The organism is Desulfosarcina sp. BuS5 (assembly GCF_028752835.1).
Lineage (GTDB): Bacteria > Desulfobacterota > Desulfobacteria > Desulfobacterales > BuS5 > BuS5.
Genome location: NZ_CP087952.1, coordinates 3,288,714 through 3,304,580 on the forward strand (window position 1 = coordinate 3,288,714; position 15,867 = coordinate 3,304,580).

General features: G+C 37.6%; 18 protein-coding genes. 6 read left to right on the top strand and 12 right to left on the bottom strand.

The window, feature by feature from the left end; translation table 11 throughout:
• Positions 1-221: 221 nt before the first annotated feature.
• Positions 222-1,532, top strand: a complete 1,311-nt coding sequence (locus BuS5_RS15980) for an ATP-binding protein (protein WP_027354836.1) — start codon at positions 222-224, stop codon at positions 1,530-1,532.
• Between the two features lie 674 nt (positions 1,533-2,206).
• Here the strand turns inward: BuS5_RS15980 and BuS5_RS15985 are convergent.
• The gene (locus BuS5_RS15985; RefSeq protein WP_274427805.1) at positions 2,207-3,577 is read right to left on the bottom strand and encodes a hypothetical protein; all 1,371 of its coding nucleotides are present in this window, start codon (positions 3,575-3,577) and stop codon (positions 2,207-2,209) included.
• Positions 3,578-3,982: 405 nt separating this feature from the next.
• On the opposite strand from BuS5_RS15985, the gene BuS5_RS15990 reads away from it, so the two are divergent.
• The gene (locus BuS5_RS15990; RefSeq protein WP_274427706.1) at positions 3,983-4,288 is read left to right on the top strand and encodes a hypothetical protein; all 306 of its coding nucleotides are present in this window, start codon (positions 3,983-3,985) and stop codon (positions 4,286-4,288) included.
• Positions 4,289-4,550: 262 nt separating this feature from the next.
• Here the strand turns inward: BuS5_RS15990 and BuS5_RS15995 are convergent, their stop codons facing one another.
• The 8 genes from BuS5_RS15995 to BuS5_RS16030 all read right to left on the bottom strand — a co-directional run bounded on the left by BuS5_RS15995 (position 4,551) and on the right by BuS5_RS16030 (position 9,298).
• Complete coding sequence (locus BuS5_RS15995; protein WP_051375260.1) at positions 4,551-4,979, bottom strand: PglD-related sugar-binding protein; 429 nt, start codon at positions 4,977-4,979, stop codon at positions 4,551-4,553.
• A gap of 129 nt (positions 4,980-5,108) precedes the next feature.
• On the bottom strand, positions 5,109-5,507 hold the full coding sequence (locus BuS5_RS16000; protein WP_027355168.1) for a HEPN domain-containing protein: 399 nt from the start codon (positions 5,505-5,507) through the stop codon (positions 5,109-5,111).
• Positions 5,504-5,818: a nucleotidyltransferase domain-containing protein gene (locus BuS5_RS16005; RefSeq protein WP_027355169.1), complete on the bottom strand. Its 315-nt coding sequence runs from the start codon at positions 5,816-5,818 to the stop codon at positions 5,504-5,506. Before BuS5_RS16005 ends, BuS5_RS16000 begins: the two co-directional genes overlap by 4 nt.
• Positions 5,819-6,076: 258 nt before the next feature.
• Positions 6,077-6,679 carry a hypothetical protein gene (locus BuS5_RS16010; protein WP_274427806.1) on the bottom strand — a complete coding sequence of 201 codons (603 nt, stop codon included), beginning with the start codon at positions 6,677-6,679 and terminating at the stop codon, positions 6,077-6,079.
• Entirely contained in the window at positions 6,676-7,212 is a 537-nt protein-coding gene (locus BuS5_RS16015) for a 4-vinyl reductase (RefSeq protein ID WP_274427807.1), read from the bottom strand. The genes BuS5_RS16010 and BuS5_RS16015 overlap by 4 nt, the downstream gene beginning before the upstream one ends.
• A gap of 235 nt (positions 7,213-7,447) precedes the next feature.
• On the bottom strand, positions 7,448-7,654 hold the full coding sequence (locus BuS5_RS16020) for a hypothetical protein (RefSeq protein ID WP_274427808.1): 207 nt from the start codon (positions 7,652-7,654) through the stop codon (positions 7,448-7,450).
• Entirely contained in the window at positions 7,635-7,757 is a 123-nt protein-coding gene (locus tag BuS5_RS16025; RefSeq protein WP_274427809.1) for a hypothetical protein, read from the bottom strand. The genes BuS5_RS16020 and BuS5_RS16025 overlap by 20 nt, the downstream gene beginning before the upstream one ends.
• A gap of 170 nt (positions 7,758-7,927) precedes the next feature.
• Positions 7,928-9,298 (bottom strand): hypothetical protein, encoded by a 1,371-nt coding sequence (locus BuS5_RS16030; RefSeq protein WP_274427805.1) that lies wholly within the window; start codon positions 9,296-9,298, stop codon positions 7,928-7,930.
• 405 nt (positions 9,299-9,703) lie between these two features.
• Between BuS5_RS16030 and BuS5_RS16035 the strand changes: the two genes are divergently transcribed.
• Entirely contained in the window at positions 9,704-10,009 is a 306-nt protein-coding gene (locus tag BuS5_RS16035) for a hypothetical protein (protein ID WP_274427721.1), read from the top strand.
• On the opposite strand, the gene BuS5_RS16040 is transcribed toward BuS5_RS16035, so the two are convergent.
• The gene (locus BuS5_RS16040; RefSeq protein ID WP_274427810.1) at positions 10,006-10,392 is read right to left on the bottom strand and encodes a hypothetical protein; all 387 of its coding nucleotides are present in this window, start codon (positions 10,390-10,392) and stop codon (positions 10,006-10,008) included. The genes BuS5_RS16035 and BuS5_RS16040 overlap by 4 nt on opposite strands.
• Positions 10,393-10,409: 17 nt before the next feature.
• Positions 10,410-11,621 carry a type II secretion system F family protein gene (locus BuS5_RS16045; protein WP_027353744.1) on the bottom strand — a complete coding sequence of 404 codons (1,212 nt, stop codon included), beginning with the start codon at positions 11,619-11,621 and terminating at the stop codon, positions 10,410-10,412.
• A 13-nt stretch (positions 11,622-11,634) separates the two neighbouring features.
• On the opposite strand from BuS5_RS16045, the gene BuS5_RS16050 reads away from it, so the two are divergent.
• A complete protein-coding gene (locus BuS5_RS16050; protein ID WP_027353745.1) occupies positions 11,635-11,826 on the top strand; it encodes a hypothetical protein in 192 nt (63 codons plus the stop codon).
• Positions 11,827-12,523: 697 nt separating this feature from the next.
• A complete protein-coding gene (locus BuS5_RS16055) occupies positions 12,524-12,808 on the top strand; it encodes a hypothetical protein (protein ID WP_027353746.1) in 285 nt (94 codons plus the stop codon).
• Between the two features lie 53 nt (positions 12,809-12,861).
• On the opposite strand, the gene BuS5_RS16060 is transcribed toward BuS5_RS16055, so the two are convergent.
• The gene (locus BuS5_RS16060) at positions 12,862-13,035 is read right to left on the bottom strand and encodes a hypothetical protein (RefSeq protein ID WP_198012237.1); all 174 of its coding nucleotides are present in this window, start codon (positions 13,033-13,035) and stop codon (positions 12,862-12,864) included.
• Between the two features lie 516 nt (positions 13,036-13,551).
• Between BuS5_RS16060 and BuS5_RS16065 the strand changes: the two genes are divergently transcribed.
• Positions 13,552-15,828, top strand: coding sequence for a dynamin family protein (locus BuS5_RS16065; protein WP_027353747.1), 2,277 nt, complete (start codon positions 13,552-13,554; stop codon positions 15,826-15,828).
• Positions 15,829-15,867 lie beyond the last annotated feature (39 nt).

The following is a 15,867-nucleotide window of genomic DNA, read 5'->3' on the forward strand; positions in this document are numbered from 1 at the left end:
ACTGGCGTTCTTTTCCCCAATGGGAAAAGGTAATTTATCCCCTTTTAGAGGGTTATATAAAAACCGGGCACTCCGTACCCGGTTTTTTATTCTTAAGCACTTAGGCACGAGAAGGAAATATTAGAAAAAGTGATTGACACTTATACAACAAAGCGGTAAAGAAACTTACCGGTTTTTATAAAAATCGGTCAACAAGCCGACCGATTTGAAAGGAAAGCCTCTTGCTTGAGATATTAAAAGAAATTATTCTCGATTTTCAAAGTGAGATCCTGGATACAGGAACAACAAGACATTTAAAGTATGAACTGGTAAAAGGAAAAGCCTTTGTTTGCGTCGGCGTAAGACGCTGCGGAAAATCAACCTTACTTTACCAGATTATTAAGGATCTTGAAAATCAGGGTGTTAAACGGGAGAATATCCTGTATCTGAATTTTTTTGATGACAGGCTGATCGAGGTTAAACAGGGGAACCTCTCTTTAATTATTGAAGCTTATTATTCTCTTTATCCTGAAAAAAAGGAAATTGAAGAGGTTTACTGTTTTTTTGATGAAATACAGGAGGCAAAAAACTGGGAACCATTTGTTGACCGGATTTTGCGTACTGAAAAATGCTCTGTTTTTCTTTCAGGCTCTTCTGCCAAAATGCTTTCAAAAGAAATTGCAACGCAGATGCGGGGACGATCTCTTGTATGGGAATTGTTCCCTTTTTCTTTCAAAGAATTTCTTGATTACAAGGAAGTTGATTATAGAAAATTAACTTCGAAAAACCGGCTTATTGTAAAAAAATCCTTTAATGAATACTTCCGGAAAGGGGGATTCCCGGAGGTGCGAAATGTATCTGATAAAATTCGCATAATGATACACCAGGAATATTACAAGTCGATTCTGCACAGGGATATTATCGAGAGATTTAATGCTATTCATCCTCAAGCAGTTGTCCAGGCCGGTTACAGGTTAATTTGCTCTGCCGCATCTCTTTACTCAATTAACCGAATTACCAACTATCTCAAGTTTCTCGGATATAAGGTGAGTAAGGATTTTGTTTCTTCATGTATAGGCTGGTTCCAAGATGCCTATTTCCTTTTTTCCGTAAAGATCTTTAGCCCTTCCCTTTCAAAACAAAACGTCAACGCAAAGAAAACTTATTGTATTGACCATTCAATGGTAACTTCAGTTGCACCCGGTTTATTGGCCAATAGGGGCCATTTGCTTGAAAATATAATATTCGTTCACCTCAGGCACAGCACAGAGGAAATTTATTATTACAGAACTAAAAAGGGGCATGAGGTTGATTTTATATGGCTGGATAACAATGGCAAAAGAAACCTTGTTCAGGTTTCTCTGTCTTTGAAGGATCCGCTTACTAAAAAGCGTGAGATTTCATCACTTATGGAAGCCATGAATGAGCTTGATTTTCGCAAATCAACGTTAATTACCATGGAAGAAGAAAATATCATAAAGGAAGAGGAGAAAATAATAAAAATTGTGCCGGTATGGAAATATCTGATCAAATATCTCCTTAAAAGGAAATAACCTTTTCGGCTCTTCGCTATTTATAGATTTCTACATAAATAATTTCACTGCGTTATCAGGCAAAATCTTCAGTCGACCTTACTGTTACCAAATATAAATGCAATTCACATATAATTCAACAATAATTCCAGGGCGGTTGCATCAAAATTCGGTACGATTTTTGATGCTAAATAAATCAATAGTTTACAAATATTATTTCAAAATAAGCGCTGATAATCAGCCCTGTTATATTGTGTAACTATTTAATTTTTAAGGGTTTAAAATTTTGCTGCAATTGCCCTGACAATAATTCAGGACAGTTCAATTTCTTGCCCGATCATCGCCCCGTTTCCAGGGCGATTCACGGCCGGGTTTGCAGGCTCAAATATCCGTCCCAGCCGGATATTCCCTTCAGTTGCAGAATCCATCCGCCTTATTTCCCAAAATTCACTGCAAACTCCTCCAAATCAGCTTCAGTCAGCACGCCGCTTGATAGCCCATCTGCAAATCTGGACAGGTCAGATCTGGGGTGTCTAAATCTGGGGTGTCTAAATCCCCATAATTAGCTTGCTCAGGATTTGGCCCCCCCTTCAGAATATAAGTTATGTATGTCAATTTACTACATTTATAAACAAAGCATTAACTTGTTGATAATACCCATTATTTATATTTGAATGTGGTCAAACAAATGCTTATTAAGCTGCGGCACGGTTATTATATTCGGCATTATTGAGCGCGTAAGGTTGTTTTGTAAACTTATTTACGGGCCCACCTAATTGTTCAAAATTTGCTGTAATATCAGTTACATCTTTTGATTTTTCATCATTTTTTGGCACCGGTAGAAGAGTTAAACCACAGTCAAACTCAGTTGACAAACTATCTGTAAGGCTTCCGGGGGTTGGTAAAATTTTTCGGCGCTGCCGAGTTAAAGACAACAACTTATTTTCAACTTCCTGTTGTTCCTTTACTGTAACGCCCATTGCCATCCGAACGGATTCTCTATTCACAGATCCGCAAAAAGCCGGTAAACGAAGTGCAATTCGGTTTGCATCTTTTACTTCTCCTGTACCATGTGTTTTACCAAGTCCAAACAGGGATTCAATATTATCAGAACAAATAGGCATTCCAGTATTGCCCATGCCCAATGATTCAGCGACTATTAATTGTTTTTCCATCCAGGTAATAAAACCGATACGTACTTGAGAGCTTTGAGGGATATTTTTTAAAAGTTCTTTGCACTCTTTGTAGGTTTTCATATTCAAGCCTTGAGCTTTAAGAATTTCCTGGCTTTTTAAAAGAGGAGATGCATCACGAAGAAATCGCTTGATAAACTGTTTATATTCAGGAAGTTTACCAAGATAATTCCTAAGTTTTGAAACTACAGAGCCCTTTGAAACTCGCCCCCGTGGTGAGTGCTTAAGAACCATTTCAGCCCATTTCACCATTCGATGAATATTCATGAATCGAGCTTTTGTCGAAACCTTTGGGGGTGCAAAAAATGCAAGTACTGTTTGCTTAAATTTTTTTGAGGCTTGTCCGCAAGCAGAGATAAAACAGTCATACGAAGGATGTTTTGTATATTCTTTTTTTAATAGATTGGCAACAACATGAGAAATATCATCAATGGAGAAACTTGAAAATCCTCTTTCATTTAGGAGTCTGACACCTTTCATGAGGTCCATTCCTCCGTCTTTCAAATATGCAGCAGGTTTTCCGGTGATGAGAATCACCTTTTGTAAAAAATTTGCAATGGATTCTCCAGTCCATGATTTCGCCACTGAAATTGCTACACAATTGATGTTTTCAAGAGTTGGAGCACCTTCATGATTTTTAAAATGATCAGTTCTAAGCTCCAAAATAGCAAGAATTTTATCAGCTCCCAATGCTATTGAGGTATCTATCATCCAAATAGCACCATTTACAATCTTATCCATATCAAAAGAAACAGAAGAAAGCCCTTTATAGTTCCAGATTTTTGATAGTGAATATCTGGTGACCCAGTTAATGATCGTTTGAGGGCACGGTGTTTTGGTTATCCCAAGGTATGCTTGTAAAATGCCAAACATCCTTGATATTGCTCTGAATCCAACGTGTCCGACCAAAAATAGGCGTAAAGAAATAAAAATCAATTCCTCCTTACTATTAACCGACAATGTGTTCTTTTTACGTTCTTGTTCTAATTCTTGTCTATTTTTCCGGAGTTCAGACTTGTATTTATTTCGTTCATTTTTAGTACGTTTCAGCTCAGCTTTCTGATACTTAATTATACGAGTACGATCAACTGCTTTGTCTTTCCAGGCAGTTCTACTTTTTTTAATTTTGAAACTTTACTCATAGCAATAACCATCTTTTTGGTTAAAATATTTGAATATATAGGGAATAATAATTTTTTTCAATCAGCAATTTTGAATTATTGACGGCATTTTGTTATGGTCTACGCAAATTTTACTGAAAATATTGAAGGTGCCTGAATGACATATGATAGATTGCAAGCAAAAATAATCCCTGGCAAACATTGTAGCTTTTGTGGAAACGATTCTGTTCCTTTAATAAAAACAAAATGTTGTGACCAATGGATTTGCTGTGACACTTCTTTTGCATCTATAAAAGGTGGAGATTATTGCCAATATCATCACGAGCACGAGAGTCTCTGTCATTTTCAGTACAATAACAGCCATTCAGGGATATGGCAGGAGTGCAAAGAATGCCGGGATTTGGTTGGGGAAGATAATTTTAATGCTGCATTTCATGACCCCAACAATGTGCCAAGATATTAATCGCACTCATGATAGGGCCAAAAGTTGAGCAAAAAAAGTAGCCACAAAACTGAGTTTTTGGACACCCCAGATTTAACGCTTCTTGTCACCACTGCACCCATTCCTACAACGGAGCCTTTTCCTATAATGATTGCCCTCTCATTAGTGCCTTGTTTAATCACAACCCCAGTTCCTATGTACTCATAATCCTCCACAACAACTTTTCCATTGCAATGAACGCTTGGAGCGAATGTAACAAAATCTCCAATTACACAATCATGAGCTACATAAGAATAAATATTAGCATGAAAAATCTTCCGATCTTTGCATTGGATGTTACAGTAGTAAAAGGGCATAGAATTGCACCTTCTCCTATTGTATTGTCGTCATAAGTGACGTTATTAAGGGCCTGTATAGTAAAAGGTTTAATATTGGACGTAAGCATTTTGTTGGCAATACGTTCGCGAGTTTTGTAGTCTGCAATTGCGATGTTAAAATATTTATTATCGGCTTGGCAAGAAAGGAAATATGACTCGCTAACCACTTTATGCCCATTAATGACTGTTTGTTTTTCGAGATTCTCAACAACAAAGACCAATTCATGTCCTTTGCTTCCATAAGTGTCGGCAATCATTTGGCGTGCAACCGGCATGACCTCTCGTCCAAATCCTCCCGCACCGATTATTCCATAGAGTTCTGTTCTGTAAATCATCGTGTAGCTCCTTTTGCTTTTGTCAAGTCTTTTTTTAAGAAATCGCATGAAGGCTAATCGCGGTGCCCGGCGACGCAGCCGCCTGGTTAGGGCAGGGCTTTCCCGAACCGGATAAAGAGAGTAAGTAAGTCAACTTATCTCTTTTTCAACCAAGCTGATGATAAACCCAACGAGTTGTTCTGCCTTTGAGATCCATGGCAAAACCTGTGGTTCTTGAAACCTTACAAAATCGATGTAGTCACCCTCTTGACGTCTCTCAAAAAGATCATTGTAGATCCGTGCCAAATCCTTCGGGATCTTACCCGTCCTCACATACTGCCTATTAAAAAGACTACGCACGCCCGTATGCTTGGATGATGACAGGCAGTGACGTACAAGAAGAGCCGATACCGCATAGAAGCAGGCATAATAGAGCCGGTTCACACAAGCATTCCACCGCCTTGCATTGGCAAGAATACGAGCATCTTCCAGAGTCTCTTGTGCTCGGGCCATACGGTACAACACCAGATCCTTGCTCCATTCCGTCATAGTCTGATTCCTTCCTGCTGCACTCTTTGGTGAAATGGTATAGCCTGATAGAGGTTACTATTCCATTCTTCACGAGTCCGCACAATCGATGAGATGACTTCTCCATATTCCCATTCTATTTCATAGAGCCTGTGCCGAATTCGATCTGTACGTTCATCGTTAATAGGGCCATCAACCAGGATGAGTAAGTCCCAGTCTGATTCCGAGAGAGCATCCCCACGGGAGCGTGAACCGTAAAGGATTATTTCTGCCTCAAGTTCCACCTCATGAATAGCCTGCCTTATTTGCTCAATTAATTCATCTCGTTTCATATGATCACCTCATATTCTCTGGAGCCCTAATCGCGGTGCTGACCGGTCGCCGTGGGCTTTTCAAGCAAGCTATGCTTGCTTGAAAAGCCCACGGCGACCGGTCAAGTACCTTGTTCCGGCGCAAGCGCCGGGGCAAGGAGCTGGACGAAGTCAGCACCGCGATTCCAGGCGGCGTAGCCGCCTGGAACGTTGCAAATAACCGGTGCAACTGGAGCGCAGCGGAATTTGCATCCGAGTTAATTTGCCTTGTTAGCCCATTTACACAAAATCCGGATACAGCTTTTTCATACATTCCGGACAAATAGAATGTGAAAATTGGGCTTCTGTTTTTTCGCTTATATAACTCTCTATTTGCACCCAGTTATCTTGCTTTTTCGGGTCAGTTCCTTCCAGTCTTATTTTTTTACAATTAGAACATATTGGTAGAATACCTTCCAGTTTTTTAATATGAGAAAGAGCGTTTTCCAGCTCATCGATTTTCCTCTTGAGCAGCTTTTCATTATTATCGAGAGAAACAATCATAGAGTTAAATGCTTCAGAGAAATCACCCATAAAGTCGACCCGCTGGCTAAAATCACCCTTTGCTACTTGGTTTGCCTGCCAAGTGAGATGAAGCAAGCGGGAATGCAATTCCTTGAAAGGTGATCCGAAAAAATTCTTTGGCGAAATTTTTATCTCGGCTAATTCCCCTTTCGATAACGGAATGATGAAATCATGTACCTCCTGCATAAAAGTAATAAGTTGATTCAGCGTTTTTGCAAGATTTTGTTCACGTTCATCAGTAATGTTTTCAGTGTCAATTTTTTCAGGGATTTTGCCTTGCAAAAGAATTGCAAGTTTTGCGGTAATTTTTTCCATCATTCAGTATCCTTTTGCAGTCTTACATCAAATCGGCAAAGCCTGTCACCACTTGCCCAACAGTCTATCTCTTTTGCATAGAAAGGTTTTCCTGTATAGGCCTCCATAATGCCGGCAATAAAACCCTCATCATATTGACAAACAACCTCATCGGAGGGCGGTAGGCCAGAACAATCAAGATCTTCAGCAACTGTTAATGTAAACCTCATGTTCTCAAGATCAACTTTTTCAATGCGAAGAATCCCGATGGCTTGCTCTCTGAGTACTTTTTGTAACTGAGATACAAATTCGTTAAAATCGAGTTCCCTGTTCAGCATATTCTCACAAAATTGCCTCCCGGCAAGACTGCCTGCCTTAATGATGATATCATTTGTTTTGTTTATACCTAACTCGGTTATCATCACGTCTCGAAAAGTATATTGGAGTAATCGATAAACAAAAACCGGAACACTTAAACCAAGGTTTGGTCTCCCGCTTTCAAGATCACCCAAGTCTTCCCATACAAATTTGTTATAATCACGCTCTTCATTAAACATAGATTCAATTCTCTGTGGCTAATCGCGGCGCAGCCGCCTGGAACGTCGCAATTAACCGGCGCGTTTTTTGCGTCCGTGTTTCCAGGTAGGAGCATCGGTTACCCGACGCCCCCCCCTACAGACCCGTACGTGAAGATTTCCCTCATACGGTTCCTCGGTTCAAATCCTTTTTACCGGATTATCAACCAAACAGGCGACACCCCGTTTGGCGTATAACTTTGCAGCCCTTACGGCATCAAATATTATGGACTATTCTGGGTAATGGCAGTGGGTATGTTGTGCGCAAGTCCTCGAACATTACTTCGCCCTTGTGACTTCTTCGGCTTAACCATCGACGCCATGCTTTCTCAGTATATTCAAACACAACTTCCAGCGCTTTGTAGTTACTTATTACACCAAAGTACTGGTAAAAACCTCGCAGTTTACTGCAAAGGAATCTCATACTGCTCGACCATTGGCTTATGACGGTTATCCTTGCACCATATCCATATTCTCTTCATAAAACGGCTTGAACGCTTTCTTGCCGTCTTTTTCTTTATTACCATGTACCCTTTTAATGTGGGGTGTCTAAATTCCCATAATTAGCTTGCTCAGGATTTGCCCCCCCCCTTCAGAATATAAGTTATGTATGTCAATTTACTACATTTATAAACAAAGCATTAACTTGTTGATAATACCCATTATTTATATTTGAATGTGGTCAAACAAATGCTTATTAAGCTGCGGCACGGTTATTATATTCGGCATTATTGAGCGCGTAAGGTTGTTTTGTAAACTTATTTACGGGCCCACCTAATTGTTCAAAATTTGCTGTAATATCAGTTACATCTTTTGATTTTTCATCATTTTTTGGCACCGGTAGAAGAGTTAAACCACAGTCAAACTCAGTTGACAAACTATCTGTAAGGCTTCCGGGGGTTGGTAAAATTTTTCGGCGCTGCCGAGTTAAAGACAACAACTTATTTTCAACTTCCTGTTGTTCCTTTACTGTAACGCCCATTGCCATCCGAACGGATTCTCTATTCACAGATCCGCAAAAAGCCGGTAAACGAAGTGCAATTCGGTTTGCATCTTTTACTTCTCCTGTACCATGTGTTTTACCAAGTCCAAACAGGGATTCAATATTATCAGAACAAATAGGCATTCCAGTATTGCCCATGCCCAATGATTCAGCGACTATTAATTGTTTTTCCATCCAGGTAATAAAACCGATACGTACTTGAGAGCTTTGAGGGATATTTTTTAAAAGTTCTTTGCACTCTTTGTAGGTTTTCATATTCAAGCCTTGAGCTTTAAGAATTTCCTGGCTTTTTAAAAGAGGAGATGCATCACGAAGAAATCGCTTGATAAACTGTTTATATTCAGGAAGTTTACCAAGATAATTCCTAAGTTTTGAAACTACAGAGCCCTTTGAAACTCGCCCCCGTGGTGAGTGCTTAAGAACCATTTCAGCCCATTTCACCATTCGATGAATATTCATGAATCGAGCTTTTGTCGAAACCTTTGGGGGTGCAAAAAATGCAAGTACTGTTTGCTTAAATTTTTTTGAGGCTTGTCCGCAAGCAGAGATAAAACAGTCATACGAAGGATGTTTTGTATATTCTTTTTTTAATAGATTGGCAACAACATGAGAAATATCATCAATGGAGAAACTTGAAAATCCTCTTTCATTTAGGAGTCTGACACCTTTCATGAGGTCCATTCCTCCGTCTTTCAAATATGCAGCAGGTTTTCCGGTGATGAGAATCACCTTTTGTAAAAAATTTGCAATGGATTCTCCAGTCCATGATTTCGCCACTGAAATTGCTACACAATTGATGTTTTCAAGAGTTGGAGCACCTTCATGATTTTTAAAATGATCAGTTCTAAGCTCCAAAATAGCAAGAATTTTATCAGCTCCCAATGCTATTGAGGTATCTATCATCCAAATAGCACCATTTACAATCTTATCCATATCAAAAGAAACAGAAGAAAGCCCTTTATAGTTCCAGATTTTTGATAGTGAATATCTGGTGACCCAGTTAATGATCGTTTGAGGGCACGGTGTTTTGGTTATCCCAAGGTATGCTTGTAAAATGCCAAACATTCTTGATATTGCTCTGAATCCAACGTGTCCGACCAAAAATAGGCGTAAAGAAATAAAAATCAATTCCTCCTTACTATTAACCGACAATGTGTTCTTTTTACGTTCTTGTTCTAATTCTTGTCTATTTTTCCGGAGTTCAGACTTGTATTTATTTCGTTCATTTTTAGTACGTTTCAGCTCAGCTTTCTGATACTTAATTATACGAGTACGATCAACTGCTTTGTCTTTCCAGGCAGTTCTACTTTTTTTAATTTTGAAACTTTACTCATAGCAATAACCATCTTTTTGGTTAAAATATTTGAATATATAGGGAATAATAATTTTTTTCAATCAGCAATTTTGAATTATTGACGGCATTTTGTTATGGTCTACGCAAATTTTACTGAAAATATTGAAGGTGCCTGAATGACATATGATAGATTGCAAGCAAAAATAATCCCTGGCAAACATTGTAGCTTTTGTGGAAACGATTCTGTTCCTTTAATAAAAACAAAATGTTGTGACCAATGGATTTGCTGTGACACTTCTTTTGCATCTATAAAAGGTGGAGATTATTGCCAATATCATCACGAGCACGAGGGTCTCTGCCATTTTCATTACAATAACAGCCATTCAGGGATATGGCAGGAGTGCAAAGAATGCCGGGATTTGGTTGGGGAAGATAATTTTAATGCTGCATTTCATGACCCCAACAATGTGCCAAGATATTAATCGCACTCATGATAGGGCCAAAAGTTGAGCAAAAAAAGTAACCACAAAACTGAGTTTTTGGACACCCCAGCTATAAACAGGTTGCCGTCCTTCTGTTTGTAAGGGACAAATTGATGTTGGGTCATAAGATCAAAAGGAATCTGTTCAAAAAGATCAAATTCAGGAGGATCTTCAAGTTGAACATAGGGGCATGAACACTGAGCAGCAATTATTTGGGCAAGTTTTTCTTCATCAATAATTCCTTCCTGGATACAGAGATATCCCAACCGCTGTTTTGTAATATTCTGCTTGGAGAGAATATGATCAAGCTGTTCATTGGTCATGAAGCCCAGCTTGATCGCCCACTCTCCGAATTTTAATTTTTTATATGATTTAACAGGCATTATTCCCTTCACATTTATTATGAAATTGTTGTTGCCATTTGGAAGATCGGCATATACATTGCCAGTACTATAAAGCCTATGAGAAACCCCATTACGATCATAAGCAGCGGTTCAATGGTGGAAGTCAAGATTGACAACTTTGTATCAACGCTGTTTTCATAAAAATCTGCAATATCGTTTAATACCTGTTCAAGTGCTCCGCTGCCTTCTCCTGCAGAGATCATCCGCAAAGCCAGTTGTGGAAAAAAATTCGTAGTCAGGAGAGAATCCGCAAATCCGATGCCTTCTTCTATTTTTTTAACAGCATTTTCAAGATGCATTTTCAAAAAACTGTTGTTCAAAGTGCCTGAGGAAATTTTTATGGTTTCCACCAGCGGGATACCCCCGCTAAACACAGTAGATAAGGTGCGTGTCAGTTTGGATATTGAATAATTCAAATAGATTTCCCCAAAAAAAGGGATGTTTATTTTTAATCTATCAAAAAATATCCTGCCTTTTTCAGTCTTTACAAAATAAAAGATGCCAATGTACAAGCATACTATAATAATAAGAATATAGAAAAAATTGGATCTGATTGCATCGCTTACATCAATCAGGATAGCTGTAATCACAGGAAGCGGTGTATCTGTTCCCAGGAAAGACTCGGTCAGGGAAGGAACAACATAAACCAGCAGAAAAAGAAATACAAAAGAGGAAGCCAAAAATAAAATCAATGGGTATAATGAAGAGGAGATTACTTTTTGTTTTATCCTGTCAGCACTTTTCATATATTCAATATACCTTGATATTGCAAGCGGAATGTCGCCGCTCTTCTCTCCGGCTTTGAGTGACGCAATATACAGGCCCGGAAAAATACCCGGATATTTTCCAAAAGCTCCAGAAATCGATTCACCAGTAGAAATATCATCGCGAACCTTCCTGATTATGGTAAACAGTTCGCTTTTATCTCCTTTTTCAATAATAACATCTAAAACTGCCACTATTGAAAGCCCTGCCCTGATCAGTACTGAAACTTCCTGATTAAAAAGGAGAAAATCTTTTGAGTTAAAACTTTTTAGACCTGTTTTTTGTTTTATTGATGCAAAAAGCCCGCCCTCGCTGTTAATTTCAAGAGCATAATATCCATCGACTTCCAATAACTTTTTAGCATCGACCTTTGAATCCGCAAGTATAGTTTTTTCTATTATACGACCATTTTGATCTGCTGCCTTGCATCGAAATGTATACATAAAAGTGAGCGCTTTGAATAAAAAAATTAATCAAGAAGAAAAGATAATCGTTTGTGGCGGCCTTTATTTTTCAGCTTACATTTACTTTGTACAAAAAACCGGATTGAACCGCGGAGATATTACATTAAAAAATAAGCAGTTTCTCTGCGCTCTTTGCGTTCTCTGCGGTGAAAAGACCGGTTCTAACATGGAAAAAAAGTCTTAACTAATTTTACGCTCCAATAAAAGACGCCTCGTTTTTTTTTATGGAATTATTGATTTCATTATATGCAAAAAATATGCTTCAGAGTCAAATTTTAAAAGATAGTTTTACTATTTCATATTCTAATTTATAGCAGATTACTATCAACAACCCTGAAAGGTCTTGAAATTAATAAAGATGCATGCAGAATCGATTTTTTTGCTGAACTTTAAATTACAAAAAAACATGCTTAAAAAGAAGGTTTTTAAAAAAGTTGCTGCTAACTAAACAGGACCAATGCTGATATGTATGAAAAAAATTACATAATCCTTGCTTACTTATCACATTAAGTATATATATTTGTAATTATTTTTCTATACTTCCCATCTGACAACGATCATTTTATAGAGTTTTTGCCTGCGCAATAAATTGATATAAAAGGAAAAAATTTAAATTAAAGGTTATCTGTGCTCAGATTTTTTTTTGGCATTTTTTTTGCTTTTATATCTATAAAATAGATATTATCCATAGGGTTTTTTATTTTAATGAAAAAAAATCTTGTTAAAAGCCACATGTAAATAATAGAATTTTTTTGCATGAGCTGGTTTTGCGTGACTTTTTTCTTATTTTCAGAATAGTTGCCCTAATTGTATAACCAATCATTCTTGTAAGTTTGGTCTTCTTAAGTGTATTTAAATAAAATTAATAGAGGGAAAAAATTATGAGCATTGCAAATGCAATGGCTTTAATTATAGATAATGGAGGAAGACGTCTCGGTTTTGATAGGCGCCAATTTTACTATACTGATTATACTCCGCCACGAAGAGGTGATATCGACCGCCGCAACGGCCTTGATCGCCGTAGCGGCCTCGACAGGCGCAAGAACGTCGGCGCCGCAATAGAAGCTGGGATTATTGATATGAGAAAATTAAAAGAAAGAAGGCGTCTTGCAGACCGCAGAGCATCTTTTGCAAGAACACGAAAAAACACAACCTATAGACACTGAAAAGCCTTGCGGGGGATTACATTTCAATCTGTTAATGTATTATTCTTTACTCGTTATTTTGCGCCCTGACTATTTGCCCCTGATTTTGCCCCTGATTTTTTAGCTTTAGGCTTTTTTTTTTTAAGACAGATCTTATCCTTCCTTACAAATGCACAGAGATTCGGATTATAGTATTCTTTGCAATTTAAGGGATTATATAATGGGCACTCTGGATTTTTTTCCGACATTTTTTTGTATTCCCTTTACAATTTAATAAAACCATACTTTTCAATCAATTTTTTTTATATACTATAATATTATAAATTATGCAATAATATTATATTTGGAGCTTTGCAGCAAAACGCCCCTTGCGGCCTTCGTACTCTATTTTAAAGCAACATTTTTTTCATCAGGATAAGGAACGGGGAAGCCACTTTGTCCTCATTCCTACGTTTTTGATGAAGACCTTAGGGAACTTACAGGACAGGCACCCTGTGCCTGGAAACATAAAAGAAAATCAAGACAAATCGTTTTGACAATTTAGTTGCCCTGTTGTAATTGAAACCTGAGTAAAACAACCCGTATAGATGTTCAAATAAATAATTTCACTGCGTTATCGGTCGTCGAAGTAGGGGGTCAAGATTTTGACCCCCCTACCCCCCTGGCCTTGTGCCGCATTTTAAAATCTGGTAATTATCTGGAAATCTATAGATTGACAGTCCTTAAACATTCTTTTGTTCAGACACTTAATTTTAAATTGGATCATGGATAAATTTAATTCTCTTCAAAAAGAGCTGTATAGTATAAATCAGGATATATTGTCATTACTCTCACAAGCCGGATCGATTCCCGGTATGTCTGAAGATTCATTCAAAACATGGTTGAAAAATTGTGAAGAAATTCGCAAACAAATTGAGGAAAAGATACTCCGAGTAGCGGTAGTCGGTCCAATAAAATCCGGCAAGAGCACGTTTACAAATTATCTTTTTCATGGTGATCATTTAAAACGAAGCGCAGGTGTTGTTACATCAATGGTTACTAAAATTCAAAAAGGAGACTCGCTTAAGGCAAAACTGTTTTTTAAATCATGGGACGAGGTTAACCTGGATATGTTGCAGGCTATGGTGTTAATGCCGTCTTTAAAAGATCCTGGGGGGAGCGACAGCTTTGACATCAGGCGTACAGAAGATCGCAGTAACCTTCACCTGGCCATAGATTCTTTGAGTGATGCATTGCTAATATCAAACGACATACTGAATCCTCAGATTGTGCTTTTATCATCATACCTCAAAGGGTATGAGGTTATGAAAGAAAGGATCAGCCTGGATACTTCCGAAGCAGAATTTGATGAAAAACGTTTTGCTGAACATAAAATTTTCGTAAGTGATGATTCTCTCTCTGTTTACCTTAAGGACATACAGTTAGAAATAGATACCGGCTTTATTGGTAATAATATCGAGATAGCCGACTGTCAGGGTAGTGACTCATCGAACCCTCTTCATCTTACCATGATACAGGATTATCTTTTTTATGCGAATTTGATTATTTATGTAATAAGCAGCAGAACCGGATTAAGGCAGGCTGATATTAAATTTTTATCCATTATTAAAAGAATGGGCATAATGGATAATATAATTTTTGTCATTAATTGTGATTTTAACGAGCATGATACAATTGCAGACCTCAATCAATTAATAAAAAATATTCAGGAAGAACTTTTAATTTTTTTAAATAATCCTGAGGTCTACACTTTTTCTGCTCTTTTGAATCTTTTTAAATCTATGAATAACAATTCAGCCCGCGGAAATATTTTAAAAGAAAAAGAACTTGTAAAACTCAATCAATGGAAAGGGGATCGGGAATTTTATGAATTTTCCAATAGGGGAACAGACTCTTTTGAATCGTCTTTTAAAAGAAAACTTACCCAGGAACGTTATTCCCTTCTTTTAAAGAACCATATTGAACGTTTTGGAGTTATTGCAGCGGGCATAAAAAACTGTCTCTGCATAAACCATGAGATTCTTGGTAAAGACTCATCAAACGCTCAAAAAATGATCGAGGGATTAAGGGATAATCAGGAAAAGATGAGCCGGATCAAGGATATGATTAAAAACACCTTGTCCGGAGCAGTACAAAAAATCAAGAAAGAGACCAGATTAGATATAGATAAATTTTTTGGCAGTCGATCCGGAACTATTATCGGGGATCTAATGGAGTACATCAGGAATTACAGGTTGGTGTATGACAAATATGAAAATAATCTTGATTTAAATGGTTTTGCAAACACACTTTATATGGTTTTTCAAGATTTCAGGATGGAGATAGATGCTTTTATGGCCGAGAGGCTCAACCCTGAGATGATTAGATTTATAAAAGATAAGGAGAGATATATTAAGGAACAGCTCGAATCCGTCACAGTCCCTTATGAAACAATGGTTAAGGATGCCCTGGTTAACTATATCAGTGAATTGGCGGATTTTGGAATAAACGGCATGGATACAAAAGGAGAAATTATAGGTTTACCCGATTTTGATTCTATAAAATCGGCGGAAGATTTAACCGTTCCTTCGGTAGTTGTTCGCATGCATTTTTCCGCTAAAATAAAAACAGAAGCAATAATGCGCCTTGGATTCTATAATTTTATCAAATTTATCAAGAAAATTTTTAAGAAAGAGACACAAAATAGACGGGAAGAGGCTCTTGCTTTAAAAAAAAGTATTTTCCGTATTAAACAGGAAACAGAAAAAGCTGTTATTTCTCATTCTGTTAATTATCAAGAGAACCTTAAGTTTCAATATTTTTTTAAACTTATCGAATCAGCTTCGAATAGTTATTATAAAGCCCTTGTAGATCGGTTTCATGCAAACAGTGCCGATCATTTGAATATTGCAGATTTGATTGGAAAAAAACAGACAGATAAAGAATCCGCGTTAAAAGTTCTGAAAGAGATGGAACAAATCGCTGAACAGATAGATTTGAGGATTAAAAGTGTAAAAAAGGAGTTATGCCTCGAACGGAAACTATACCTCGAAAAGCCATAAATTGCACTTTTTCAATGGCCATGAACACCAATAGCTGCG